Source organism: Mesorhizobium sp. SP-1A (assembly GCF_032460275.1).
Classification (GTDB): Bacteria; Pseudomonadota; Alphaproteobacteria; order Rhizobiales; family Rhizobiaceae; genus Mesorhizobium.
Map to the genome: position 1 here is coordinate 1,301,665 of NZ_JAVXZD010000001.1, position 22,709 is coordinate 1,324,373.

24 protein-coding genes, 1 tRNA gene and 1 pseudogene are annotated in these 22,709 nt (G+C 65.2%); 19 read left to right on the forward strand and 7 right to left on the reverse strand.

Going from position 1 to position 22,709, the window contains the following annotated elements:
• Positions 1-7 precede the first annotated feature (7 nt).
• Together QU595_RS30170 and QU595_RS30175 are read left to right on the forward strand one after the other, a co-directional pair.
• Positions 8-205: pseudogene (locus QU595_RS30170) on the forward strand (DUF6538 domain-containing protein); the annotation flags it as partial.
• A gap of 466 nt (positions 206-671) precedes the next feature.
• Positions 672-833, forward strand: coding sequence for a DUF982 domain-containing protein (locus tag QU595_RS30175; RefSeq protein WP_410000498.1), 162 nt, complete (start codon positions 672-674; stop codon positions 831-833).
• A 111-nt stretch (positions 834-944) separates the two neighbouring features.
• Here the strand turns inward: QU595_RS30175 and QU595_RS06280 are convergent, their stop codons facing one another.
• Positions 945-1,880, reverse strand: a complete 936-nt coding sequence (locus QU595_RS06280; RefSeq protein WP_315919811.1) for a LysR family transcriptional regulator — start codon at positions 1,878-1,880, stop codon at positions 945-947.
• A gap of 99 nt (positions 1,881-1,979) precedes the next feature.
• Here QU595_RS06280 and speB point away from each other — a divergent pair, with 99 nt between their 5' ends.
• The 10 genes from speB (at position 1,980) to QU595_RS06330 (ending at position 11,191) form a co-directional block, all read left to right on the forward strand.
• Entirely contained in the window at positions 1,980-2,951 is a 972-nt protein-coding gene (speB, locus tag QU595_RS06285; RefSeq protein ID WP_315919812.1) for an agmatinase, read from the forward strand.
• 3 nt (positions 2,952-2,954) lie between these two features.
• Entirely contained in the window at positions 2,955-3,737 is a 783-nt protein-coding gene (locus QU595_RS06290) for an SDR family oxidoreductase (RefSeq protein ID WP_315919813.1), read from the forward strand.
• Entirely contained in the window at positions 3,734-4,471 is a 738-nt protein-coding gene (locus tag QU595_RS06295; protein WP_315919814.1) for an SDR family oxidoreductase, read from the forward strand. Before QU595_RS06290 ends, QU595_RS06295 begins: the two co-directional genes overlap by 4 nt.
• Complete coding sequence (locus QU595_RS06300; protein WP_315919815.1) at positions 4,468-5,358, forward strand: polysaccharide deacetylase; 891 nt, start codon at positions 4,468-4,470, stop codon at positions 5,356-5,358. Before QU595_RS06295 ends, QU595_RS06300 begins: the two co-directional genes overlap by 4 nt.
• 116 nt (positions 5,359-5,474) lie before the next feature.
• Positions 5,475-5,645: a hypothetical protein gene (locus tag QU595_RS06305; protein WP_315919816.1), complete on the forward strand. Its 171-nt coding sequence runs from the start codon at positions 5,475-5,477 to the stop codon at positions 5,643-5,645.
• A gap of 1 nt (position 5,646) precedes the next feature.
• Positions 5,647-7,113 carry a purine-cytosine permease family protein gene (locus QU595_RS06310; protein ID WP_315919817.1) on the forward strand — a complete coding sequence of 489 codons (1,467 nt, stop codon included), beginning with the start codon at positions 5,647-5,649 and terminating at the stop codon, positions 7,111-7,113.
• A gap of 70 nt (positions 7,114-7,183) precedes the next feature.
• Positions 7,184-8,869, forward strand: coding sequence for a choline dehydrogenase (gene betA / locus QU595_RS06315; RefSeq protein WP_315919818.1), 1,686 nt, complete (start codon positions 7,184-7,186; stop codon positions 8,867-8,869).
• Between the two features lie 62 nt (positions 8,870-8,931).
• Positions 8,932-9,129: a hypothetical protein gene (locus QU595_RS06320; protein ID WP_315919819.1), complete on the forward strand. Its 198-nt coding sequence runs from the start codon at positions 8,932-8,934 to the stop codon at positions 9,127-9,129.
• Between the two features lie 234 nt (positions 9,130-9,363).
• Positions 9,364-10,413 carry a sugar phosphate isomerase/epimerase family protein gene (locus QU595_RS06325; RefSeq protein ID WP_315919820.1) on the forward strand — a complete coding sequence of 350 codons (1,050 nt, stop codon included), beginning with the start codon at positions 9,364-9,366 and terminating at the stop codon, positions 10,411-10,413.
• Positions 10,406-11,191: an inositol monophosphatase family protein gene (locus QU595_RS06330; RefSeq protein WP_315919821.1), complete on the forward strand. Its 786-nt coding sequence runs from the start codon at positions 10,406-10,408 to the stop codon at positions 11,189-11,191. The genes QU595_RS06325 and QU595_RS06330 overlap by 8 nt, the downstream gene beginning before the upstream one ends.
• A gap of 72 nt (positions 11,192-11,263) precedes the next feature.
• On the opposite strand, the gene QU595_RS06335 is transcribed toward QU595_RS06330, so the two are convergent.
• The 4 genes from QU595_RS06335 to QU595_RS06350 all read right to left on the reverse strand — a co-directional run bounded on the left by QU595_RS06335 (position 11,264) and on the right by QU595_RS06350 (position 15,178).
• Positions 11,264-12,322, reverse strand: coding sequence for an ABC transporter ATP-binding protein (locus tag QU595_RS06335; RefSeq protein WP_315919822.1), 1,059 nt, complete (start codon positions 12,320-12,322; stop codon positions 11,264-11,266).
• 2 nt (positions 12,323-12,324) lie between these two features.
• A complete protein-coding gene (locus tag QU595_RS06340) occupies positions 12,325-13,113 on the reverse strand; it encodes an ABC transporter permease (protein ID WP_315919823.1) in 789 nt (262 codons plus the stop codon).
• Positions 13,110-13,994 (reverse strand): ABC transporter permease subunit, encoded by an 885-nt coding sequence (locus tag QU595_RS06345; protein ID WP_315919824.1) that lies wholly within the window; start codon positions 13,992-13,994, stop codon positions 13,110-13,112. Before QU595_RS06345 ends, QU595_RS06340 begins: the two co-directional genes overlap by 4 nt.
• Before the next feature lie 68 nt (positions 13,995-14,062).
• Entirely contained in the window at positions 14,063-15,178 is a 1,116-nt protein-coding gene (locus QU595_RS06350) for an ABC transporter substrate-binding protein (protein ID WP_315919825.1), read from the reverse strand.
• Positions 15,179-15,343: 165 nt separating this feature from the next.
• On the opposite strand from QU595_RS06350, the gene QU595_RS06355 reads away from it, so the two are divergent.
• Positions 15,344-16,828, forward strand: a complete 1,485-nt coding sequence (locus QU595_RS06355) for a PLP-dependent aminotransferase family protein (protein WP_315919826.1) — start codon at positions 15,344-15,346, stop codon at positions 16,826-16,828.
• Positions 16,829-16,985: 157 nt separating this feature from the next.
• On the opposite strand, the gene QU595_RS06360 is transcribed toward QU595_RS06355, so the two are convergent.
• Positions 16,986-17,486, reverse strand: a complete 501-nt coding sequence (locus tag QU595_RS06360) for a tyrosine-type recombinase/integrase (RefSeq protein WP_315920741.1) — start codon at positions 17,484-17,486, stop codon at positions 16,986-16,988.
• Positions 17,487-18,294: 808 nt separating this feature from the next.
• Positions 18,295-18,744 (reverse strand): YidB family protein, encoded by a 450-nt coding sequence (locus tag QU595_RS06365; protein ID WP_315919827.1) that lies wholly within the window; start codon positions 18,742-18,744, stop codon positions 18,295-18,297.
• A gap of 124 nt (positions 18,745-18,868) precedes the next feature.
• Between QU595_RS06365 and QU595_RS06370 the strand changes: the two genes are divergently transcribed.
• The 6 genes from QU595_RS06370 (at position 18,869) to rplK (ending at position 22,708) form a co-directional block, all read left to right on the forward strand.
• Positions 18,869-19,126: a GlsB/YeaQ/YmgE family stress response membrane protein gene (locus QU595_RS06370; protein ID WP_315919828.1), complete on the forward strand. Its 258-nt coding sequence runs from the start codon at positions 18,869-18,871 to the stop codon at positions 19,124-19,126.
• A 262-nt stretch (positions 19,127-19,388) separates the two neighbouring features.
• Positions 19,389-20,564 (forward strand): elongation factor Tu, encoded by a 1,176-nt coding sequence (tuf, locus tag QU595_RS06375; protein ID WP_315919829.1) that lies wholly within the window; start codon positions 19,389-19,391, stop codon positions 20,562-20,564.
• A gap of 314 nt (positions 20,565-20,878) precedes the next feature.
• A tRNA-Trp gene (locus QU595_RS06380) sits at positions 20,879-20,954 on the forward strand.
• Between the two features lie 387 nt (positions 20,955-21,341).
• Positions 21,342-21,545: a preprotein translocase subunit SecE gene (secE, locus tag QU595_RS06385; RefSeq protein WP_315919830.1), complete on the forward strand. Its 204-nt coding sequence runs from the start codon at positions 21,342-21,344 to the stop codon at positions 21,543-21,545.
• Positions 21,546-21,571: 26 nt separating this feature from the next.
• Positions 21,572-22,111, forward strand: coding sequence for a transcription termination/antitermination protein NusG (gene nusG, locus QU595_RS06390; RefSeq protein WP_315919831.1), 540 nt, complete (start codon positions 21,572-21,574; stop codon positions 22,109-22,111).
• A gap of 168 nt (positions 22,112-22,279) precedes the next feature.
• Positions 22,280-22,708, forward strand: a complete 429-nt coding sequence (rplK, locus tag QU595_RS06395; RefSeq protein WP_315919832.1) for a 50S ribosomal protein L11 — start codon at positions 22,280-22,282, stop codon at positions 22,706-22,708.
• Position 22,709: the final 1 nt, after the last annotated feature.

Sequence of the window (22,709 nt, forward strand, 5' to 3'; positions counted from 1 at the left end):
TGGCGGGATGCGGCATTACCGGAAAGTCGACCCTGATCGCTACCTGCTGACGCGGCGGGGAATTTACTATTGCTGGCGGCGCATCCCCGCAGTGGTCGCTTCTTTGGATTCGCGTTCGCCGCTTGTCCGAATATCGCTTAAGACCGATGACCTGGCCGAGGCTCGAGCCAAGCGGGACAGGCTGGAGGCTGCTGACAACGACTATTGGCAGTCCCTGATTCTCGAGGAGGACGAAGCCAAGGCTCGCCTGCAGTACGATGCGGCAGTCCGGCGTGCGGAAGCTTTGGGGTTCGCCTACCGGACGAGTTCGGAGCTGGCATCGGGATCGCTCGCCGATCTCGTCAGGCACGTGCTTGCGATTCCGCCGGCCGGGGCGTCGCCCGAAGTGGAAGCCGCCGTTCTTGGATGTGAAGACCGGCCGAGGGATAGCTGGTGGGAGGCATACGAAATATACAAGAACGAAATCAAAAAAGAGGAGCTTGCAAAAAAGAGCCCCGGACAGTTGAAGCGTTGGGACAACACTCGGAAGGCCGCGATATCAAATTTCCTTAAGCTGGTGCGTGAAAAGCCGATCGCGGACACAACGCGCAAGGACGGAATGGCCCTGCACAAACACTGGTTCGGCAGGGTGGTCCCGGATGACAGGACAAAGAAGCGCTATTCCCGAGGCGATGCAGGACGAATGTACGGACCATTCAAGCCGTCGCCGTGCATACCACAGGGCGCTCCGTACCTGCCGGGACGCGCTGGATGGCTTGCACAGCGGAAGCAGTTGCCACCGCGCATTCGTCAAAGCGGCGGGTATCGCCAGGATAACGGCCCCAGGCGGATAACGGCTTACCCTTCGGCACGATCGGGGCCGGTAGCAGACCGTCTGGTCCCCGGATGGACCCAGCCCATAGCTGCCCTTCGGTGAACGGGGGTCGTCAGCCCTCTGTCGGCTTCTAAGCAAACTCGTCAGAAAGCGGCCGAACGATCGCTTGCGACAAGGTTTCCGCCGCGCGCGAGGGGCGTTCGCGCGGATAGGCGATGTAGAAGGGATCCTCGAAGGACATGCGCCCGGGCACGAGCATGCGCAGCTTGCCGTTGCGCACGGATTCCTCCGCGTAATGATCCGGCAGGAACCCGATATAGACACCCGACAGGAGCAGGAGCAGCGTGCCTTCCATGTGCGGCGTGGCGGCGGCCCAGCCGAAATTCACGCCGCAGATCTGCCTGTCGGGCATATAGGTGCGGCCGGCGAAGGGCTGGGCTTCCAGGAGGGTGTCGGTTATCGATTCGTCCGGTATCCCGAACAGGGGACTGCCCTTGGCGCAGTAGAGCTTCTGCGTTTCGGAGAAGATCGCCTGCGCACGAAAATGCGCCGGCAGCCCGCTCATCGATGGCATCAGCACGATCTGGTAGGAGCCGTCGAGCAGCCCCTGATAGAGCACCTGCGGCGCGGCGACGTCGATTTCGAGGCGCACACGGGGCGCTTGCCGATGGAACGCGCCGATCGCGCCCTGGAGATTGAGGGCGCGATTGGTGACCATGGCGTCGACCGTTCCGAACCGCAGGCTTCCGGACAATTCGCCCTGCGCCTCGCCGAGCCGGCTCTGGAACTGCTCGATCGCCCCGAACAGGTCGAGCGTCGCGGCATGCACCTGCCGGCCTTCGTCGGTCAGTTGAAAGCCGCTGCGCCCTCGTTCGCACAGCCGCAGCGCGAGCCGCTCCTCGAGATGCCGCATGTGCGTGGAGATCGTCTGCTGCGTCATGCCGAGGGAAGCCTGGGCGGCCGAAAACCCGTTGTGATGGACGATGGCCGCGAAGACGCGCAGCAGCCGCAATTCGACGTCGCCGAGCGACAGGCTGAGCACACGTTGGCGAGACTGGCTTTGCATACATCGAATGAAACACAACTAAACATCCAATGATAGGAGTTTGTCGAAGTTTTCTTTGATGGCTTACTTCGCCGCCATAACGCGGGAGGAGCCGCCAGCATGTCCAGCAATTCCTATGATTCCGGCCGGCTGAACCTGCCGTTCGTCGGCATCTGCACGTTCGGCAAATATCCCTACCAGCCCGATTGGGACGCCATCGACGCCGACGTCGCCATCCTCGGCGCGCCCTTCGACTGCGGCACGCAGTGGCGCGCCGGAACCCGGTTCGGGCCGCGGGCCATCCGCGAGGCCTCGACGCTGTTCTCGTTCGGTCACGGCGGCGCCTACGACCACGAGGACGACGTCACCTACCTGCCGAACGGCGAGGTCTCCATCGTCGATATCGGCGACGCCGACATCGTGCACACCGACACGACGAAGAGCCACGCCAACATCGAGTTCGCCGTGCGCAAGGTGCTCGCGGCAGGGGCCTTGCCGGTGGTGCTGGGCGGCGACCACTCCGTCAACATCCCCTGCGTCAACGCCTTTGCCGAGGATTGCGAGAAGAACGGCCCGATCCACATCGTCCAGATCGACGCGCATCTCGACTTCGTCGACGAGCGCCACGGCGTGCGCTACGGCCACGGCAACCCGATGCGCCGTGCGGCGGAAAAGTCCTATGTCAGCGGCCTGTCGCAGTTCGGCATCCGCAACGTGTCGTCCACCGCGCGCGAGGGCTATGAGGATGCGCGCAGGATGGGCTCCGACATATTGTCGGTGCGCCAGATCCGCGCGCTCGGCACAAAGGCGGCGGCCGAGCGGGTTCCGGCCGGCGCCCGCTACTACGTCACCATCGACATCGACGGTTTCGATCCCTCGATTGCGCCCGGCACCGGCACGCCATCGCATGGCGGCTTCATCTATTACGAGGTGCTGGAAATCCTGGCGGCGCTTGCCAGGCGTGGCACCGTCGTCGGCGTCGATCTCGTCGAAGTCGCGCCCGACTACGACCATTCCGGCTCCACCTCCATCCTCGCGGCCCAGATCCTGATGAACTTCATCGGCCGCGTCTTTCACGCCAGGAAGGGCTGAGAAATGGGCAGGCTCAGCTACGACTTTTCCGGCGAAAGCGTCCTGGTCACCGGAGCGAGCAGGGGCATCGGCCGCGCCGTGGCGGAGGCCTTCGCGCTGGCCGGTGCCGATCTCACCGTCCTGTCTTCCGGCGCCGGCATTCACGAGGCCGCGCGTGAGATTTCGGCCGGGAGCGGCCGGCCGGTGCGGGCGATCGAGTGCGACATCACCGACGCAGCGGGGGTGAAGGCGGCGCTGGCCGGTTTCGGCCGCATCGACGTTCTCGTCAACAACGCCGGGCTGGAGCGCATCACGCCGCTGCTCGACGACGATCCGTCGGTGGAGGACACCTTCCGCCGCATCACCGACATCAACACCAACGGCACCTTCTACGTCACCCGCAACGCCGTGCCGCACATGACGGCGGGCGGGCGCATCATCGTCACGGCCTCGATCTGGAGCCGCGTCGCGGTGCCGGAATTCTCCGCCTACATCACCTCCAAGCACGCCAATCTCGGCTTCACCCGCGTCATGGCCAAGGAACTCGGGCCGAAGGGCATCCGCGTCAACGCGGTCCGTCCCGGATGGGTGCGCACCGAGGCGGCGCTGCTTTCGCTGAAGAACATGTCCATCCGCACCGGCCGCAGCGAGGACGACCTGCTGGCCGAGATCGTCGGCGCGCAGGTCCTGCCCGGCCTGCTGGAGCCGGAAGACCTGGCCGCGCCCTACCTGTTCCTGGCCTCGGACGGCGCCAGGGACATGACCGGCCAGGGCATCATGCTCGACCGCGGCGAGGTGATGGCATGAGCCGGCGCGTCCTCGTCACCGGCGCCTATCGCGGCATCGGCGCGGCCTGCGCCCTCGCCTTCGCCGGAACCGGCGCGCGGGTCGCGCTCGCCGATATCCGCAAGCCCGACGAAACCGCCGCGGCGGCGGCCCGGGCCGGGGCGGCGCAAACGCTGCCGCTCGCCTGCGATGTCTCCGACGAAAGCGCGGTCCACGCCCTCGGCGCGGCGGTGAAGGAAAAGTTCGGCGGGCTCGACGTGCTGGTGCACTGCGCCGGCGTCATCCACGAAGCGCCGCTTCTCGAAACGCCGGCGGCCGATTTCGACCGGGTGATCGCCATCAACCTGCGCGGCTCCTTCCTCGTCGGCAAGATGGCCGTCGGCATGATGGGCGGCACGGCGGAAGCGCCTGCCCGCGCCATCATGATCGCTTCCGACATGGCCTATTACGGCCGCGAGACCTTCTCGCCCTATGTCGCGTCCAAGCACGGCGTGCTCGGCCTGGTGCGCTCCTGGGCGAAGGAATTCGCGCCGCGCATCCTCGTCAACGCCATCTGCCCCGGCCCGATCGACACCGAGATGCTGGGCGCGGCCAACATGAGCGCCGAATGGCGCGCGCGCGAGCTTGCCATACCTCTCGCCCGCTTCGGCCAGCCGGAGGAGATCGGCGAACTGGCGCTGTTCCTCGCCGGTCCCGGCGGCCGCTATTTCACCGGGCAGGGCGTGGGCAGCAACGGCGGGAGCGTGATGCCATGATCCGCAACCCGATCCCCTGGCCGAACGGGGCGAAATGCGCCGCCTGCGTCACCTTCGACATGGATGCCGACAGCCTCGTCCACATCGCGCACCCGCAGGACGGCCACAGCCGCGTGGCGGCGATCTCCATGCTGCAATACGGGCCGAGGGTGGCGGTTCCGCGCATCGTCGAAAGCTACCGGCAGCTCGGCATCCGGCAGACCTTCTTCGTGCCCGCCTGGTGCATCGAAAAATACCCGCAGGCGATAGAGGCGATCCTGGGCGAGGGCCATGAACTCGCCCACCACGGTTTCCTGCACGAGCATCCGCGCGAGCTTTCCGACGAAGACGAAGCCTATTGGCTCGACCGCGGCATCGAGGTGATCGTCAAGGCGAGCGGCCGGCGGCCGCGCGGCTGGCGGGCGCCGCTCTACAATTTCTCGCACCGCTCGGCGGACCTCCTGGCCACGCGCGGCTTCGAATACGACGCCTCGCTGATGGGCGACGACATCCCGTATCTGCTCGAATGCGACGCCGGGCGGCTGGTCGAGCTGCCGTCGCACTGGGGGCTCGACGACTGGCCGCAATATGTCCAGTCGATGGACCTCGACTACATGATGCCGATCCGCGCGCCCGAGCAGGGCTTCGCGATCTTCGCCCAGGAGTTCGAGGCGGCCTATCGGCACGGCGGGCTGTGGGTGCCCGTCGTCCACCCCTTCGCCACCGGCCGCCTGGCGCGGTGGGAGGTGGTGCATCGCTTCCTCGAGCAGGTCCTGCAACGGGGCGACGTGTGGTTCGCGCCGATGGAGGAGATCGCCGCGCATGTGCTGAAGGTGACGGCGGACGGCTCGTGGAAGCCGCGCGTCGACCGGCTGCCTTATTACGCCGGACCGGTGTCGGTCCGGTAGGGAAGGGTCCGGAGCGCGAGAGGAGCGCTCCGGTCATGGAGGGGAGGAGCACGGCGGTCAGCGCCGCTGTGCCGAAACGCGGGTCGTACACAGGCGACCGCGAGAGGAGGAAGCTGATGAGCAGTCAGGATACGGGATGGCAGCGCGAGCTCGACCGGCGCGCGCGCGTCTACGAGGACATCGAGGCCGGCCAGCGCTGGGAAGGCACGATGACGCGGATCGACTACGCCGCCATCGCCGCGCTTACCGCGCTGCTCGTCGCGGCCTTCTGGATCTGGGGGGCTTGAGATGAGCGACACCACGATCCGCAACGGCGTCTCCTTCGAGGAGACGGACAGCAACGTCGCCGCCTATCGGGACGCGGCCGAGCGTGGCGATGCCCCGATCCTGCCCTCCGAGCGGCTCTGGGGTTTCTGGGAATTCACCTACGCCAACTCGGCCCTGGCGATCGCGACATGGGCGTTCCTGATCGGCGGCTCGGTCGGCCTGTTCGTCGGGCCGAAGGAAGGCATCGCCGCCATCGTCATCGGCAACATCATCGGCGTGGTGCTCACGGCCCTGGCCACCACCTGCATGACCGGCCGCTACGGCGTCGAGCAGTTCGTCGCCCTGCGCAGCCAGTTCGGCTACAACGGCACGCGGCTGGTCTACGTGCTGGCGGTCGTCGTGCTGACGATGGGCTGGCTGGCGGTTCTCGCCATGATGTTCGGCCGCTCCATCGACGGGCTGATCGCGCTGAGCGACGGCGGGCAGGCATCGCCCACCGGCATCAAGATGATGATTTCCGCCATCCTCGCGATCCTGGTGACCTGGTTCGTGGTGGCCAAGGGGCCGACCTCGATCAAGTTCTTCAACATGGTCATCTCGCCGGCGCTGGTGATCTTGATGGGGGTCATGCTCTATCTCATCCTGAGCAAGCATTCCTTCGGCGAGTTGATGACGCTGCCCGCGCTCGATCCGCCCTTCGAGGACAAGCACCTCAACTTCATCATCGCCGTCGAGGTCAATCTCGCGGCCGGCTTCTCCTGGTGGCCCTATATCGGCAACCTGGCCCGGCTGACGAAGAACGAACGCACGGCCTTCTGGCCGAACATCCTCGGCATCTTCGGCGCGGCGGCGCTTGGCGAGATCGTCGGCCTGCTGGCGGCCGTCGCGCTGGGCGAAAGCGATCCGACCATCTGGATGACCAAGATCGCCGGCCCGGCGGTCGGCGTGGTCGCGCTGCTGTTCGTCGCCTTCGCCAACATGACGTCGATGGCCAACATCCTCTACACCTCGATCGTCGGGCTGCGGCAGGTGGGCACGGAATCGGTGCGGCGCATCCCCTGGGGCACGATCCTGTTCCTGTTCTGCCTGATCCCGCTCGGGCTGGTGGTGTTCTACCCGCAGATGTACGACGGCTTCTTCATCTTCCTGGTGTGGACCTCGGCGCTCAATTCGGCGCTGGCCGGCATCGGCATCGCCGACTACTTCTTCCTGCGCGGGCAGAAGCTCGACATGCGCGAGCTGCACGCCCCGCAGGAAAACGGCGCCTATCGCTTCGTCGGCGGCTTCAATCCGATCGGGCTTGTCGCGCTGGCGGCCGGCTTCGGGGTCTATGTCTGGATCTTCAATCCGCAGACGCTCGCCAGCCTTTCCGTCTTCAAGTTCGTCACCGCCTCCATCCCGTCCTGCGTGGTGGCCGGGCTGGTTCACTACGGGCTCAGCCGCAGGTTCGCCACCGGCAAGGGCTGGGGCGGCTATCCGGGCAACTGAGCACAAGCGCATTCGGCGGGGCTTCGGCCCCGCCGTTCCCCCATCCTGCCAACTTCCATAGGGCTGTGTCATGACCGGGACATTCGACTACATCATCATCGGCGCCGGTTCGGCCGGTTGCGTGCTGGCCAACCGCCTGACGGAGGACCCGTCCTGCAAGGTGCTGGTGCTGGAATTCGGCGGCAGCGACAAATCCATCTTCATCCAGATGCCGACGGCGCTGTCCATTCCGATGAACGGCACGAAGTACAACTGGAAATACATGACGCTGCCGGAACCCGGCCTCGACGGCCGGCGCGTGCATTGCCCGCGCGGCAAGGTGATCGGCGGCTCCTCCTCGATCAACGGGCTGGTCTACATGCGCGGCCACGCCCGCGATTTCGACGAATGGGCCGAGCTCGGCGCGCGCGGCTGGGGCTATGCCAACTGCCTGCCCTATTTCCAGCGCGCCGAGAACTGGCAGGACGGCGGCGATTCCTATCGCGGCGACGCCGGCCCGCTCGCCACCAACGCCGGCAACAAGATGAAGAACCCGCTCTATCGCGCCTTCGTCGATGCCGGCCGCGAGGCAGGCTACATCACCACCGAGGACCCGAACGGCTACATGCAGGAAGGCTTCGGGGCCATGCACATGACCGTCAAGGACGGCGTGCGCTGGTCCACCGCCAACGCCTACCTGAAGCCGGCGATGGGGCGGCCGAACCTCACCGTCGTCACCCACGCGATGACCCGGCGCGTCCTTCTCGAAGGCAAGCGCGCCGTCGGCGTCGAATACGAGCAGGGCGGCGCCAGGCATGTCGCCAGGGCAAGCCGCGAAGTGCTGATCTCGTCGGGCCCGATCGGCTCGCCGCATCTGCTGCAGCGCTCCGGCATCGGCCCGGCGGCGGTGCTGCAGAAGGCGGGCGTGCCGGTGCTGCACGACCTGCCCGGCGTCGGCGAAAACCTCCAGGACCACTCGGAGGTCTACATCCAGTACGCCTGCAAGGAACCGATCACGCTGAACGGCAAGATGGACCCGTGGAGCCGGTTCCTGATCGGCGCCGAATGGGTCCTGTTCAAGAAGGGCCTGTCGGTGTCGAACCATTTCGAAAGCGGCGGCTTCATCCGTTCCGACGCCTCGCTGGAATGGCCCGACATCCAGTTCCATTTCCTGCCGGCGGCGATGCGCTACGACGGCAAGAAGCCCCTGAAGGGCCACGGCTTCATGGTGCTGACCGGCCCGAACAAGCCCAAGAGCCGCGGCTATGTGCGGCTGCGCTCGCCGGAGGCGCATGAGCAGCCCGATATCCTGTTCAACTATCTTTCGCGCGAGGAGGACCGCGAGGGCTTCCGCCGCTGCCTCAGGCTGACGCGCGAGATCATCGCCCAGCCGGCCTTCGACCGCTTCCGCGGCGAGGAGATGGCGCCGGGCGCCGACGTCAAGAAGGACGACGAGATCGACGCCTGGGTGCGCGAGACGATGGAGAGCACGTACCACCCCTGCGGCTCGTGCCGCATGGGCGAGGACGCCATGGCCGTGGTGGACAGCAACCTCAAGGTGCGCGGCATCGAGGGGCTGCGCGTCATCGACAGTTCGGTCTTCCCGTCCGAACCGAACGCCAACCTCAACGCGCCCACCATCATGCTGGCCGAGCGCGCGTCCGACATCGTGCGCGGCAAGCCGCTGCTGGCCGCTTCCAACGCGGCGGTCGGCGCGGCGCCGGGCGTCGGCGTCACGCAGCGCAGTGGCGAGCCGGTGCGCCGCATTCAGCACTAGAGACATCGGCTGTCCGCCGGCGGCCGAGCGGACGGCCGCGGCCTTTGGCACGGAGGCGAGAAGTGATTGTCCGGGGCATAGGCCATGCGGTGGCCGGTCAGGCTTGCGACGAGAAGGACGACGGGGACGACGGCGGTTCGCCGGCCGCCGCGCGTGGCCGGCCGAACCTGCTGCTGTCCATCGGAAGCGGCCTTCTCAGGCTGCTGTTGCGTGGCGTCCAGGTGCGCGGCGGCCTCTACGGTTCGTCTCGCAGGCTTTAGCCGTCGGGCTTTTTCGGCCAGGCATCCGGGATGCGGAAGTGGTCTTGCCTAAATCCGATAAGTGGCCATCCGCAGCATTCCATTTTGTTGGCAAACTCAAAGCCGACGAAGTATCCGGAATGTTCACATGCTGTGCCTCCCGCCGCGCTTTTCCCGAAACCGCCCCCAGTCTTCGCCTCCCGCCGGATCGCATCCGGCCGCCGGAGCCGTCGATGTCGGCGGAGCGCATCTGTCATGAGCCTGTCGTCTGCCGTTCCGGGCCCTGGCGACGATTGGCGGCAAAGGATCGCGGATCTTGCCGGCGACACACGCATCGAGCTTGCAAGGCGGGCCGATGCGGCGCCGTTGTTCGCGCACGCCTATGCCTTTCATCTCAACTTCCGTTTCGGCGGCATGAAGCCTTCCGAACTGGCGGACTTCGCCCACCGCCATGGGCTTGCCGGTCTCAAGATCCATGTCGGCGACGGCGAAGGCGCGAGCCTGAACGCGATGTCCCGCGACGAGCTGGCGGTCTTCGGCAGGCAGGCCGGGGAGCTTGGCCTTGAAGTCCATGTCGAGACCAGCACGACCTCGCCCGACGGCCTGTCCGACGCCGTCGCGCGGGCGCTTGCGGTCGGCGCCGCCTCGCTGCGCTGCTATCCGCTCTACGAGGGGCATATCTCGCAGATCGTGTCGTGGACCATCGACGACCTGCGCCGGCTGCCGCAATACGATCCGGGCGGCAGGCTGCGCTTCACGCTCGAGCAGCACGAGGACCTGAAGTCGGACGAACTGGTGCACATCGTCGACGAGGTCGCGAACCCGAACCTCGGCCTGCTGTTCGACTTCGCCAACATGGTCAATGCCTACGAGCGGCCGCTGGATGCGCTTGCCCGCCAGGCACCGCACATCGCGGAAGTCCATGTGAAGGATTGCCTGATCCGGCCCGACCGCGGCGGCTGGGCGCACCTGGCCTGCGCCTCCGGGCATGGGCACCTGCCGATGCATGCGATGCTGGTCGAACTGCTTTTGCTGGGCGCGGACAGGCCGCAGGTCCGCGCCTTCGGGCTGGAGGAGGAGGAAGGCTACTTCGCGCCGGCCCTGCGCTGGCCGGGGCAGGGGGAGGATCCCTTCATCGCGGCCCGGACCGAGAGTTTCACCGAACCCGGCTCGTCGAAGCTGGAGGAGCGGCTGAAGCGGGAGGCGGCGGCGGCGGCCGGGCAGGTGCGCACCGTCAGGGCGATGCTCGATGACATCGCAACGGAAGCGCGGCGCCACAGCCGGCAGGAGGGCGGAAATGACTGAAGCAACATGTCCCCGGGACTGTCTCGAACTGGCCAACGCCATGGCAGACGCCGTGCGCGCCATCGTGCGTCCCTATTTTCGCCGGCGGCTGGCGGTCGACGCCAAGGCGGACTCGAGCCCGGTGACGATTGCCGACCGCGAGGCGGAAACCGCCATGCGCGAGATGATCGGCGCGGCCTTTCCCGAACACGGCATCCGCGGCGAGGAGTTCGGCGTCCACCGGCCGGAGGCGGAGTGGGTGTGGGTGCTGGATCCGATCGACGGCACCAAGTCCTTCATCTCGGGCTCGCTGGCCTTCGGCACCCAGATCGCGCTGTTGCATCGCGGCGTGCCGGTGCTCGGCATCATCGACCAGCCGATCACTTGCGAGCGATGGCTCGGCCAGGCCGGCGCGGCCACCGTGCTGAACGGCCAGCCGGTGCGGACCAGCGACACGCGCGGCATCGAGCAGGCCATCGTCTACACCTCCGCGCTGGAGCAGTTCGACGCCGACCGCCACCGGCGCTTTGCCGCACTTGCCTCCAAGGCGCGCTTCACCCGCATGTCGCATGACGGCTATGCCGCGGGCCTGCTGGCACTCGGCGGAGTGGACCTTCTGCTGGAGAGCGAGGTCTTCGACTACGACATCATGCCCCAGATGCCGATCGTGCTGGGGGCCGGCGGCGTGGTCACCGATTGGAACGGGCGGCCGCTCGGCGACACGCGCGGCTTCGAAACCGTGCTGATGGCGGCGAACGGGGAACTCCATCGCGCGGCGCTGGAATTGCTGGGAGGCTGAGCGCCGGACACCGGCCGCATCGGGCCGGGTCATTCGCGACGGTTCTCCTTCAGGCGAAACAGGCGGGCCGCCCTACGCGGCCAGCACCAGCAGGTCGCGTTCCGACACGCTGATCTCGACGGGCGAGCCCACTGCGGGCGGCGGCGCGTCCGGACGGTTGAACGTGTCCAACGACACGACATGTTCGCCCACCGCCACCCGCACGCGGATGACGGAGCCGAGGAAATGCACTTCCGCGATATGGCCCGAAAGCACGATGCCGCGTCCGTCCTGGCGGCCGAGCGCGACCGTTTCGGGCCGCAGCGCCAGGCTCACCCTGCCGCTTCCGCCCGCCGGGACAGAGCGGTTGAGCGCGACTGGCACTTCCCCCACCTTGACGGCGCCTGATGCCGCGTCGAGCACCGAGGCGTCGACCAGGTTCAGCGTGCCGACGAATTGCGCCACGAAGCGCGTGGCCGGGCGGTTGTAGATCTCGAACGGCGTGCCGACCTGGTCGGCGACGCCCTGATGCATGACGACGATGCGGTCCGACATCGACAGGGCTTCTTCCTGGTCGTGCGTGACGAAGATCGTCGTGATGCCGAGCTCGCGCTGGATGGCGCGGATCTCCTCGCGCAGGCTGACGCGGATCTTGGCGTCGAGCGCCGACAGCGGCTCGTCGAGAAGCAGCACGCTCGGCCGCACCGCCAGCGCCCTCGCCAGGGCGACGCGCTGCTGCTGGCCGCCGGACAGCTGGAAGGGATAGCGGTTGCCGAGCTGCGGCAGTCCGATCAGCTCGAGCATTTCCTCCACGCGCTTGTCGATCCCGGACTTGCCCTGGCCGGCGACGCGCAGGCCGAACCCGACATTCTGCGCGACGGTGAGGTTCGGGAACAGGGCATAGGCCTGGAACACCATGCCGATGTTGCGCCGGTTGGGGCGGATGCCGGTGACGTTCTTGCCGTCGATGCGGATCGCGCCGGAGGTCGGGGTTTCAAAACCCGCGACCATGCGCAGCACCGTGGTCTTGCCGCAGCCCGACGGCCCGAGGAACGAGACGAACTCGCCCTTTTCGACGGCGAGGGTGAAGTCTTTCACCACATGCACGGCGCCGAAGGATTTTTCGAGATGGTCGAGTTCGAGAAAGGCCATGACTATTGCCTCGGCGCCGAAAATTTCGAGAAGCGGGTGACGATCTGGATGAGGCCCATGCACGCCCAGGTGATGATGAACGCGATCACCGCCAGCGCCGACGGCTCGTAGGCGCGGTTGCCGCCCATCCAGACCATGTACGGACCGAAGCTGTTGACGTTGAGCAGCGCGGCGAAGACATATTCGCCGATCACGATGGCGAAGGTCAGGAAGGCGCCCGACAGCACCGAAACCAGCACGTTGGGCAGGATCACCGTGCCGACGATGCGTGTCCAGCCGGCCCCCAGGCTCTGCGCGGCTTCCGTCAAGGTGGCGACGTCGATGGTGCGCAGCCCGGTGTCCACCGAGCGATACATGTAGGGCAGCGCCAGCGTGGCATAGCCGAAGACCAGCAGCACGTTGGTGCCCCACCAGTTTCCGGTGAGCGGCAGGATCGAGGACGTGTTGTAGACGCGGATATAGCCGAAGACGATGACGATCGGCGGGATGACCAGCGGCATCAGCGTGATGAATTCGATGAGCGGGCGGGCGACCGGCAATCGCAGGCGCACCCAGTAGGCCGTCGGCACCACGATCAGGACGCCGAGCACGATGGTCAGCAGCGCCAGCGCGACGGAATAGGTGAACGTAAGCTGGAATTGCGGATCGGTCAGGACGACGCGATAGGCCTCGAAACTGTAGCCCTCGCGCTTCATCCGGAGCGAGAATTCGAACATGCCGAGCAGCGGCAACAGGAAATAGAACGCGCCGAACGCGATGGCCGCCCAGGACCAGGTGCGCACCCCCCTCATTTCATCCACCTTTCGGCGCGCATGCGCAGCAGGATGTAGATGCCGTTGGCGACGCCGGTCAGCACGATCATGGCGAAGGCGATGGCGTAGCCGAGATGGGGATCGTTCAGCACGTCGCCGCGGATCTGCGCGAACAGGACGATCGGCGCGATCGAGAGCGAGGAGCCGGTCAGCGCGATGGCGGTGGCGACCGCGCCGAAGGCGTTGGCGAAAAGCAGGGCGAGCGTGCCGAGCAGCGACGGCCACAGCACCGGAAGGGCGACCATGCGCCAGTATTGGGCACCGCTGGCGCCGAGCATCTCGGCCGCCTCGCGCCATTCGCGGCGCAGTCCTTCGAGCGCCGGCGTGATGATGAGGACCATCAGCGGTATCTGGAAGTAGAGATAGGTGATCGCCAGGCCGAGGAAGGAGATCAGGTTGAAGCCGGTCGCGTAGAGGTTCACGCCCAGCCAGTTGCGCAGCAGCAAAGTGACCAAGCCGAGCCGCCCGAGCGTGGCGATGAAGGCGAAGGAAAGCGGCACGCCGGCGAAATTGGACGCGACGCCGGAGAAGGTGACGACGGCGCCGCGCAGCCAGCCGGGAAGGCGGCCGAAGGTGATGGCAGCCGCAATCATGAAGCCCAACAGTGCGCCGAGCGCCGCCGTCAGCAGGCTGAGTTCGATCGAGATCCAGAAAGCGCCGCGGATCGAGGGCGTGAACAGCCTGGCGATGTTGTCGAGGGTGGGGCGCCCGCCGATGTCGAGGAACGCGCCCAGCACGATGTTGAGCGTCGGCAGGATCAGGAACAGCAGCGCAAACAACAGGAAGGGGGCGACCCCGATCCAGTTGAGCGCCCGTCGCGACCAGTCGGCCCGGGGCATGGATGCGAAATGCGTCGTCATGGTCGAACGCCTGTTTCGACAAGGAAAAGACCCCGCCTGAAGCGGCGGGGTCTCGGCCGGTTCGCCTATTATTTTACGTTGGCGCCGACGACGCTGTCCCAGCCGCCGGTGACCGCGGCCTTGTTGGCGGACAGTTCGTCCACGCTCGGAAAGACGGCCGCTTCGTAGGACGCGGCGGGCGGCAGCTTGTCGAGCAGGTCCTTCGGGAACTTGCCGGCCTTCGACATGGCGGCGAAACGTGCGGGGTGGCAGTAGCCCTTCAGCCAGCCGGTCTGGCCTTCATCCGAATAGAGATACTCCATCCAGAGCTTGGCGGCGTTCGGATGCGGGGCGTAGGCGCTGATCGCCTGCACATAGACGCCGGCCACGACGCCCGACTTCGGCACGATGACGTCCATCGGCGGATTGCCCTTCAGTCCGTCGCGCCAGGCAAGCAGGTTGTAGTCCCAGGCGGCGACGACCGGGGTCTGGCCCTGCGCGATGGTGCCGGCCTTGCCCATCACCGGCACGAAGTTGCCGGCCTTGTTGAGCTGGGCGAAGAACTCCAGGCCCTTCTTGCCGCCTTCCTCGCCGACTTTGGCGCCCTGCGCCATGCCCGCGGACATGATGGCCAGGATGGCCTGAGCGGACGAGCGCGGATCGCCCGTCAGCGAAACGGCGTTGGCGAAGTCGGACTTGAGCAGGTCGGGCCAGTCGGCCGGGGCGTTGGCAACCAGGTCCTTGTTCACGCCGAACGCCATCACGCCGTAGTAGTCGCCGTACCAATGGCCGTCGGGGTCCTTGATGTTGTCCGGAATCTCGTCCCAGGTCGAAACCTTGTAGGGCTGGATCAGCTTTTCATCCTTGGCCGCGGGGGCGAACGCCATGCCGAGGTCGACCACGTCCGGGGCCTGCGGGCCCGTATTGCCCTTGTTGGCCCTGATCGCCTCGATCTCGTCGGCGGTGCCGGCATCGGGATTGAGTTCGTTGATCGCGATGCCCGGGTACTTCGCCTTGAAGCCGGCGATGACGTCGCCGTACCCGCACCAGTCGTGCGGCAGCGCGATGACCGTGAGCGCGCCTTCCTTCTTCGCCGCATCCGCCAGGTCGCTCATGGCGTCGGCGTGCGCCAGGCCCGGAAGCGCGGCCAGCGCAAGGGCTGCCGCGGTGGCGATGTGGCTGACGCCCGTCAAGACTTGCTTCATGGAACTTTCCCTCGCTGTTAAGCGATCGGTGCCGGCCGACGGCTCCATCGGCATTTCCCCTGCATCGCTTGGTGACCGTCAGGAGGGTGTCGGGAAGTGGATAAATTCTCAATGTCCACTATGCTGTATCGTGGCATACCACTTATGCTCGCCGGGACATCCGAAATGGCCAAGCAGCACGAAGGCGCGATCCTTCCTTTCATCCGGGTCGACGACGATGCGGCATTGCCGAAATTCCGGCAGATCCAGGACCGGTTGCGCCTCGCCATCCTGGAGGGGCATCTTCGCGCCGGAACCCGCCTGCCGGCAAGCCGGGTGCTCGCCGACGAGCTGGAAATATCCCGGCCGACGATCGTCCGGGTGCTGGAGAACCTCAAATCGGAAGGGTATCTGGAGACGCGGCAGGGTTCGGGAACCTTCGTGGCGAGCGACCTGCCGCCGCAACCGGCGCGGCTGCACGAACGCAAGGGAACCGGCGAGGCGGGCGCGGCCGTTCGTCCCCAGCTTTCGCGGATCGGCGTGCTTGCCTCGACGATGTCCGCCGAGATCGGCAAGGCCGAATACCGGCCGTTCCTGCCCAACCAGCCGGCTCTCGACCGGTTTCCCTTGGCCATCTGGCGCAAATGCTGGAACGCGGCCACCAGAGGCGGGCAGGCCGGTTGGCTGGCCTATGGTGATCCTGTCGGCGAGCCCGTGCTGCGGAAGAGGATCGCCGAGTATCTGGCGCTGCATCGGGGCGACCGCTGCGATCCCGAACAGATCGTGGTGACGCCGGGAGGCCATGCCGGCTTTGCATTGGCGGCGCTGGTGCTGGCCAATCCCGGCGACAGGATCTGGTTCGAGAATCCCGGACCGGTCACGGTCTACAACCTTTTCCGTTCGCTGGCGCTCCAGGTCTGCCCGGTGGGGGTCGGCCCTGAAGGAATGGATGTCGCCGGCGCTGCGAAGGCGTATCCGGATGCGCGGTTCGCCTTCGCCATGCCGTCCAGGCATCATCCGCTCGGCGTGACCCTTTCGCTTCCGCGCCGCATGGCCCTGCTCGACTGGGCGCACAGCAACAAGTCGTGGATCATCGAGGACGACTACGACAGCGAGTACCGCTATGTCGGGCCGCCCCTGCCGTCGATACGGTCGATCGACGGCTATGATCGCGTCATCTATGTCGGGACCTTCAGCAAGGCTCTCTATCCGGCCATCCGGGTCGGTTATCTGGTTCTGCCGCCGGCGCTGGTGGGCGCGTTCCGCAGCATGGCCGGCCTGATCAACCGGAGCGTGCCCGTGGAAGCCCAGCTGGCGCTTGCCGAATTCATCGGCGGCGGGCATTTCGCAACGCATCTGCGGCGGATGCGCGAACTCTACGCGGAGCGCCGCGCCGCCTTCGTCGAACTGGGCAGCGCCGCGCTGGACGGACTGGCCAGGATCGATTGCCCCGACAGCGGCATGAACGCGCTTGCCTGGCTGGAGGGAAGCAGGGACGACGCCGTCCTGCACCAGGCCGCGGTGGCCCTGGGCGTCCAGTGTTACCCGCTTTCGGACTACGTGTTCGCCGACAAGCAGCAGGCGGCGCTGATCCTCGGCTTTTCGGGCGTGCCCGCCGACAGGATGAAGCGCAGCTTCGAGCGCCTGGCGGAGGCGATTGGACGAAATTGACGGGAACATCACATATAATCGACGGATTCAGAGTGAGGGTGGAGAAGGGCAGAGTCACGTGGCGTCCTCTTGTCTGCTGTTCAGGAGACGCAAAGTTGACGGCTATGGGCGCGCGTTGCAGAACGCGGCCTCGCAATGTTCAGCGAGGCCGCGCAGGTCAGATTTCCGTTGTCTCGGCAAGCGTAAGCGCATCATCGATGTCCACGCCGAGGTATCGAACGATGTTTTCGATCTTGGTGTGTCCAAGCAATATCTGAATAGCTCGAAGATTGCCGGTAGCCTTGTAGATCAATGCGGCCTTGGTACGACAGAGTGAATGTGTTCCGTATTCCTCGGCACGCAGTCCAATCGCAGTAACCCATTCATCGACCAATCGCGCGTACTGTCGAGTGCTCAGGTGCCCCTCGTGATCGACCCGACTCGGGAACGCGTAGTCATCGATACTGCCACCGCGGCGTTCGAGCCAAGCAAGCAGACTTGCCCTCGTGTCTGCGGTAATCTCGAACTGGACAGGCCGACCCGTCTTCTGCTGGATCACCATTGATCGGGCGCGTATTGCTTGGCCGGAAACAAGCGATCCGATCTTCATCTTGACTAGGTCGCAACCTCGAAGCTTGTCTCGCGCACGCGTGCAGGCTGGCCTCGAGGCGCGGGGAATTCCTTCCGCTCGAGGGAGACAAAGGGCCAGGGATACGGGTTCCTGAGAATGTACTCACCACGCCGGCTGTTCGTCGGCATGAACCCGGCAGACGGAGCGGTCTCAAGGTCGCAGGATCACGATCCGACGATTGAGCGGAGGTCCTGGCCGCAGGATACTTCGTTGCGTAGGAGGTACATCAGCCGCGTCCATAACCTGACGGAAAAATCATGCTGCCAAACCAGCCTTGCGCAACCGATCATGGTGCTGGGCGACCATTTCCGGAGCGCCCTGCATCCCTGCTAGACGCCCATAAGACGGAGTCTTCATCTGGAAATCCATCTCCAACAGTTCGCGATTTCGTGCGCTTTATGCGGTGGAGGGCCTTCGCCGCCTCCGCGCCCGCGTACGATTGTGGACGCCATAGCGCTGGATTAGCGGCCGCCACGCCTTGACGAGCGGGCACCGAGGCCGGTGTTTCTGGAGGCCGGTTTTCGTCTGCCCGCGCCAGTAGGAAATTCGAGAGGCAGGTGGGTTGTTATGCGCAACTATGCCGGAGTTTATGGCTTGCGGTGCCGGATCGTGGTAAGCCGAATAGATGGAATTTTGGGATAAAAGTTGGGATCGATTCGGGGATATCTGGCTAATACCCTGGACAGGGAAAACAATGGGTTTAACAACGGTTTGGCGCCCCCTCCAGGCGCCAATGGCGCACTTCACCCGCTCCAGTTTCCCGGCAAACCTGAAGAACCAAGCGGCTGAAGGAAAAGAGCGGCGGACTGTGCCGTCGCTCCTCTAGTCGTTTCCGATGCTGCTTCCTGGACCGGCCTCAATCCCGGAAGGCGGAAGCCACCTGATTGTGGGGCGGGACCTGGCCGTTCGGGGTCAGCTTGTCCACCACGCCCGGCAGCGCGTTGGAAAGCTGCTTCAGCAATTCCTGCTCGTCCATGCCGGTTTTTTCGGCGATCTGCCGGATGACGTCCGGCCCGAGCGCGCGGCCGAGCGCACTGGAATCGATGGTCTGGTTCTGCCCTGTGCCGACCCAGGAATCGGCGGCATTTCCCTGGCCTGTCTGCCGCAGCCTGTCGAGCAGTCCGCCGAGACCGCCGAGCAGGCCGCCATCGGTCGACGCGTCGGGCGCCGGAACGCCTTGCGGTTGCTGTTGTTGCTGATCGCTGCCCTTGCCGCTCAGCATCTTGCCGACGAGCAGTGCGCCAAGCGCTATCATGAGCGGCTTCGTGATGTTGCCGCCCGGCACGGCATTGTCAAACAATCCCATACTCGACCTCCGATTGATAAGCCCGGCCCATCTTCAACATGGCCTATCGGGGCTGAAATTCAAGCGGCTTGAGCTTGGGCCGATCCTGTGAAAATGATGTGGCCAGCGGGGAAGGGAGAGAGAAATGTCGGTTATAAGCTGGATTATTCTGGGCATCATCGCCGGTTTCCTGGGCAGCAAGATCGTCAACAAGTCGGGCCAGGGCATGATCATGGACCTGGTGCTCGGCATCGTCGGCGCGGTCGTCGGCGGCCTGATCTTCAGCGCCTTCGGCGCCGCCGGCGTAACCGGGCTGAACATTTACAGCCTGATCGTGTCGGTGATCGGCGCGATTGTCGTGCTCTGGGCCTATCACGCCGTGGCGGGCCGAAGCAGCGTCTAGGCAGCGTCCGCCCGTCAGCGACAGGGAAAGGGCGGCGTGCCCTTGATGGGCGCCGTCGTGCGCCTTGCGTATCGGCGGGAAATTCCTACATCTGGAGCAAATCCACTCCGTGGCCCTTTTTGCTCATTTGCATGCGGTTTCGATGCACCCGGCAGGGCTCCTCCGTCCGGCGCCGGTGACAAGAGGCTTGTGTTTTCCGGCCTTTGTCGCTAATCGCCCCGCATTCGACTGAACGAAGGTCCAGCGCCCAAGGAAAGAGACGATGGCAAAAGGTAAATTCGAGCGCACGAAGCCTCATGTGAACATTGGCACGATTGGTCACGTTGACCATGGCAAGACGTCCTTGACGGCAGCGATCACGAAGTACTTCGGCGAGTTCAAGGCGTATGACCAGATTGACGCCGCGCCTGAGGAGAAGGCGCGCGGCATCACGATCTCGACGGCGCATGTGGAATACGAGACGCCGAACCGTCACTACGCGCATGTCGACTGCCCCGGCCACGCCGACTATGTGAAGAACATGATCACGGGTGCGGCGCAGATGGACGGCGCGATCCTGGTGGTTTCGGCCGCCGACGGCCCGATGCCGCAGACGCGCGAGCACATTCTGCTTGCCCGCCAGGTCGGCGTTCCGGCGATCGTGGTGTTCCTGAACAAGTGCGACCAGGTTGACGATCCGGAGCTTCTGGAGCTGGTCGAGCTCGAGGTTCGCGAGCTTCTGTCGAAGTACGAGTTCCCGGGCGACGACATTCCGATCGTGAAGGGTTCGGCGCTGGCGGCGCTTGAGGATTCCAACAAGGATCTGGGCGAGAACGCGGTTCGCAAGCTGATGGAAGAGGTCGACGCCTACATTCCGACGCCGGAGCGTCCGATCGACAAGCCGTTCCTGATGCCGATCGAGGACGTGTTCTCGATCTCGGGCCGCGGCACGGTGGTGACGGGCCGCGTCGAGCGCGGAGTGGTCAAGGTCGGCGAGGAACTCGAGATCGTCGGCATCCGCCCGACGGCCAAGACCACCTGCACGGGCGTTGAGATGTTCCGCAAGCTTCTGGACCAGGGCCAGGCGGGCGACAACATCGGCGCGCTGCTGCGCGGCGTCGACCGCGACGGCGTCGAGCGCGGCCAGGTCTTGGCCAAGCCGGGCACGGTGAAGCCGCACAAGAAGTTCAAGGCCGAGGCCTACATCCTGACCAAGGAGGAGGGTGGCCGTCACACGCCGTTCTTCACCAACTATCGTCCGCAGTTCTATTTCCGCACGACGGACGTGACCGGCATCGTGACGCTGCCGGCGGGCACGGAGATGGTGATGCCGGGCGACAACGTGACGGTGGACGTCGAGCTGATCGTGCCGATCGCCATGGAGGAGCGCCTGCGCTTCGCCATCCGCGAAGGCGGCCGCACGGTTGGTGCAGGAATTGTCGCTGCGATCGTCGAGTGATCCAGGCGACAATTCCGTAGCGACCAACCGCACCTGACGATGGCGAGGCGTGTCTACGCCTCGCGGCAGGCGCCGGTATCGTCGCCGCGATCGTCGAGTAAGAAAAGCTCTATCCGGACAAGTGGAGATGGCGGCCTTAACCGGCCGCCATTTTCTTTCTTTGGAGCCGGCCTGAAGCCGGTTCCCACTTTTCGGAAACATGTCCTAGAAAGCGCTTGAAGCTTTTGCGCCGAACGATTAGGAACGGCGCGACCGGAAGCGATCCCGGTTCGGCAACCGCGCAAGCGGCCTTCGGCAGGGGATCGGTTTCCAGTAGGGGTATAGCTCAGTTGGTAGAGCGGCGGTCTCCAAAACCGCAGGTCGCGGGTTCGAGCCCTGCTGCCCCTGCCATTTTCTCCGGACGCCTTGAAGGTTCCGGAAAGCCTTGAATTTTTGCCCGGGACTTGAAAATCGCGCGCGGCTTGCCATATCAGCGCGTCTGGGGCATAAAGACACCTATAGCCGGGACGGGACGACTGGATGGTTCCGATGCGGCGTTCGGTCATAAAGCGGGCGCTTGCCACTTGCGTGGATCAAGAATCGGTTTTATGTAGGCACGACAGACACGCGACGCGTGGAGCTGGGAAACCGGCTTTGCGCGTCTGATTTGCATGGGCGCGGGACCTTCGCCGATTCGGTTTGGGTTGCTTCGAGGTCCGGCATAAGCCCTGCGGCGGCTTCGTCGTTGCAGGATCATCCAGGGGGTCCGGTCAACGGGCCTTGAAAACAGAGCGGCACATGGCGTCGAAGACCACCAATCCATTCGCCTTTCTTCAGCAGGTCCGTAGCGAGACCGCCAAGGTCACCTGGCCGTCGCGGCGCGAGACGATGATCTCGACGGTGATGGTGATCGTGTTTGCGGTGATCGCCATGCTGTTCTTCTTCGGCGCTGATGTGCTGATGGGATTCGCGGTCGAGAAGATTCTCGGTCTTGGACAATAAGCCGGCGACTACGGAGAAGCCTTGAAATGACCGCGCGCTGGTACATCGTCCACGCCTATTCGAACTTCGAGAAGAAGGTTGCCGAGGACATCGAGAACAAGGCCAAGCAGAAGGGCCTTTCCGAGCGCATCGAGCAGATTGTCGTCCCGACCGAGAAGGTCGTCGAGGTGCGCCGCGGCAAAAAGGTCGATGCCGAGCGCAAGTTCTTCCCAGGCTACGTGCTGATGAAGGCCGAGCTGAACGACGCGGTGATCTCGCTGGTCAAGAACACGCCTCGCGTGACCGGCTTCCTCGGCGAGGACAAGCATACGGCCAAGCCGATGCACATCACCGACAAGGAGGCCGAGCGCATCCTGCATCAGGTGCAGGAAGGCGTGGAGCGGCCGAAGCCGTCGGTGACGTTCGAAATCGGCGAGCAGGTGCGCGTTGCGGACGGTCCGTTCGCTTCGTTCAACGGCTTCGTCCAGGAAGTGGACGAGGAGCGCGCGCGGCTCAAGGTGGAAGTTTCGATCTTCGGGCGCGCCGTGCCTGTCGATCTGGAATTCGGACAGGTCGAGAAGGGCTGATCCGGATTTCCGCGGCCTGGCGCCGCGGGGTGGCGATGCCGACGGCGTCGCTGAAAACGGTGGGAGGTGAATGCGGGCTTAGCCAGCCGCGCGAGCCGGACCACCGAACTGCAACCGCCGGCGCTTTCCCGAAATCGGGGCCGGCACAAGACAAAGGCAGGAATAGAGATGGCTAAGAAAGTTGCAGGCCAGCTCAAGCTCCAGGTTCCCGCGGGTTCGGCCACGCCGTCGCCCCCGATCGGCCCTGCGCTTGGTCAGCGTGGCATCAACATCATGGAATTTTGCAAGGCGTTCAACGCGCAGAGCCAGGAGATGGAGAAGGGGTCCCCGATCCCGGTCGTCATCACCTACTATCAGGACAAGTCGTTCACCTTCGTCATGAAGACGCCGCCGGTGACCTACTTCCTGAAGAAGGCCGCCAACCTGAAGTCGGGCTCGAAGGAGCCGGGCAAGGCCAAGGCCGGCCAGATCAGCCGCGACAAGGTGCGCGAGATCGCCCAGGCGAAGATGAAGGACCTGAACGCAAACGACGTCGAGGCGGCCATGCGCATGGTCGAGGGCTCCGCCCGCTCGATGGGCCTGGAAGTGGTGGGCTGAG

Bases quoted from the DNA above. Each gene is read 5' to 3' on its own strand.
- QU595_RS06350 (WP_315919825.1), bottom strand. From the start codon at position 15,178: ATGAAGCAAGTCTTGACGGGCGTCAGCCACATCGCCACCGCGGCAGCC.
- QU595_RS06290 (WP_315919813.1), top strand. From the start codon at position 2,955: ATGGGCAGGCTCAGCTACGACTTTTCCGGCGAAAGCGTCCTGGTCACC.
- rplK (WP_315919832.1), top strand. From the start codon at position 22,280: ATGGCTAAGAAAGTTGCAGGCCAGCTCAAGCTCCAGGTTCCCGCGGGT.
- tuf (WP_315919829.1), top strand. From the start codon at position 19,389: ATGGCAAAAGGTAAATTCGAGCGCACGAAGCCTCATGTGAACATTGGC.
- speB (WP_315919812.1), top strand. From the start codon at position 1,980: ATGTCCAGCAATTCCTATGATTCCGGCCGGCTGAACCTGCCGTTCGTC.
- QU595_RS06305 (WP_315919816.1), top strand. From the start codon at position 5,475: ATGAGCAGTCAGGATACGGGATGGCAGCGCGAGCTCGACCGGCGCGCG.
- betA (WP_315919818.1), top strand. From the start codon at position 7,184: ATGACCGGGACATTCGACTACATCATCATCGGCGCCGGTTCGGCCGGT.
- nusG (WP_315919831.1), top strand. From the start codon at position 21,572: ATGACCGCGCGCTGGTACATCGTCCACGCCTATTCGAACTTCGAGAAG.
- QU595_RS06295 (WP_315919814.1), top strand. From the start codon at position 3,734: ATGAGCCGGCGCGTCCTCGTCACCGGCGCCTATCGCGGCATCGGCGCG.
- QU595_RS30175 (WP_410000498.1), top strand. From the start codon at position 672: ATGCAGGACGAATGTACGGACCATTCAAGCCGTCGCCGTGCATACCAC.
- QU595_RS06330 (WP_315919821.1), top strand. From the start codon at position 10,406: ATGACTGAAGCAACATGTCCCCGGGACTGTCTCGAACTGGCCAACGCC.
- QU595_RS06300 (WP_315919815.1), top strand. From the start codon at position 4,468: ATGATCCGCAACCCGATCCCCTGGCCGAACGGGGCGAAATGCGCCGCC.
- QU595_RS06355 (WP_315919826.1), top strand. From the start codon at position 15,344: ATGGCCAAGCAGCACGAAGGCGCGATCCTTCCTTTCATCCGGGTCGAC.
- QU595_RS06310 (WP_315919817.1), top strand. From the start codon at position 5,647: ATGAGCGACACCACGATCCGCAACGGCGTCTCCTTCGAGGAGACGGAC.
- QU595_RS06340 (WP_315919823.1), bottom strand. From the start codon at position 13,113: ATGAGGGGGGTGCGCACCTGGTCCTGGGCGGCCATCGCGTTCGGCGCG.
- QU595_RS06365 (WP_315919827.1), bottom strand. From the start codon at position 18,744: ATGGGATTGTTTGACAATGCCGTGCCGGGCGGCAACATCACGAAGCCG.
- QU595_RS06325 (WP_315919820.1), top strand. From the start codon at position 9,364: ATGAGCCTGTCGTCTGCCGTTCCGGGCCCTGGCGACGATTGGCGGCAA.
- QU595_RS06370 (WP_315919828.1), top strand. From the start codon at position 18,869: ATGTCGGTTATAAGCTGGATTATTCTGGGCATCATCGCCGGTTTCCTG.
- QU595_RS06335 (WP_315919822.1), bottom strand. From the start codon at position 12,322: ATGGCCTTTCTCGAACTCGACCATCTCGAAAAATCCTTCGGCGCCGTG.
- QU595_RS06280 (WP_315919811.1), bottom strand. From the start codon at position 1,880: ATGCAAAGCCAGTCTCGCCAACGTGTGCTCAGCCTGTCGCTCGGCGAC.
- secE (WP_315919830.1), top strand. From the start codon at position 21,342: ATGGCGTCGAAGACCACCAATCCATTCGCCTTTCTTCAGCAGGTCCGT.
- QU595_RS06345 (WP_315919824.1), bottom strand. From the start codon at position 13,994: ATGACGACGCATTTCGCATCCATGCCCCGGGCCGACTGGTCGCGACGG.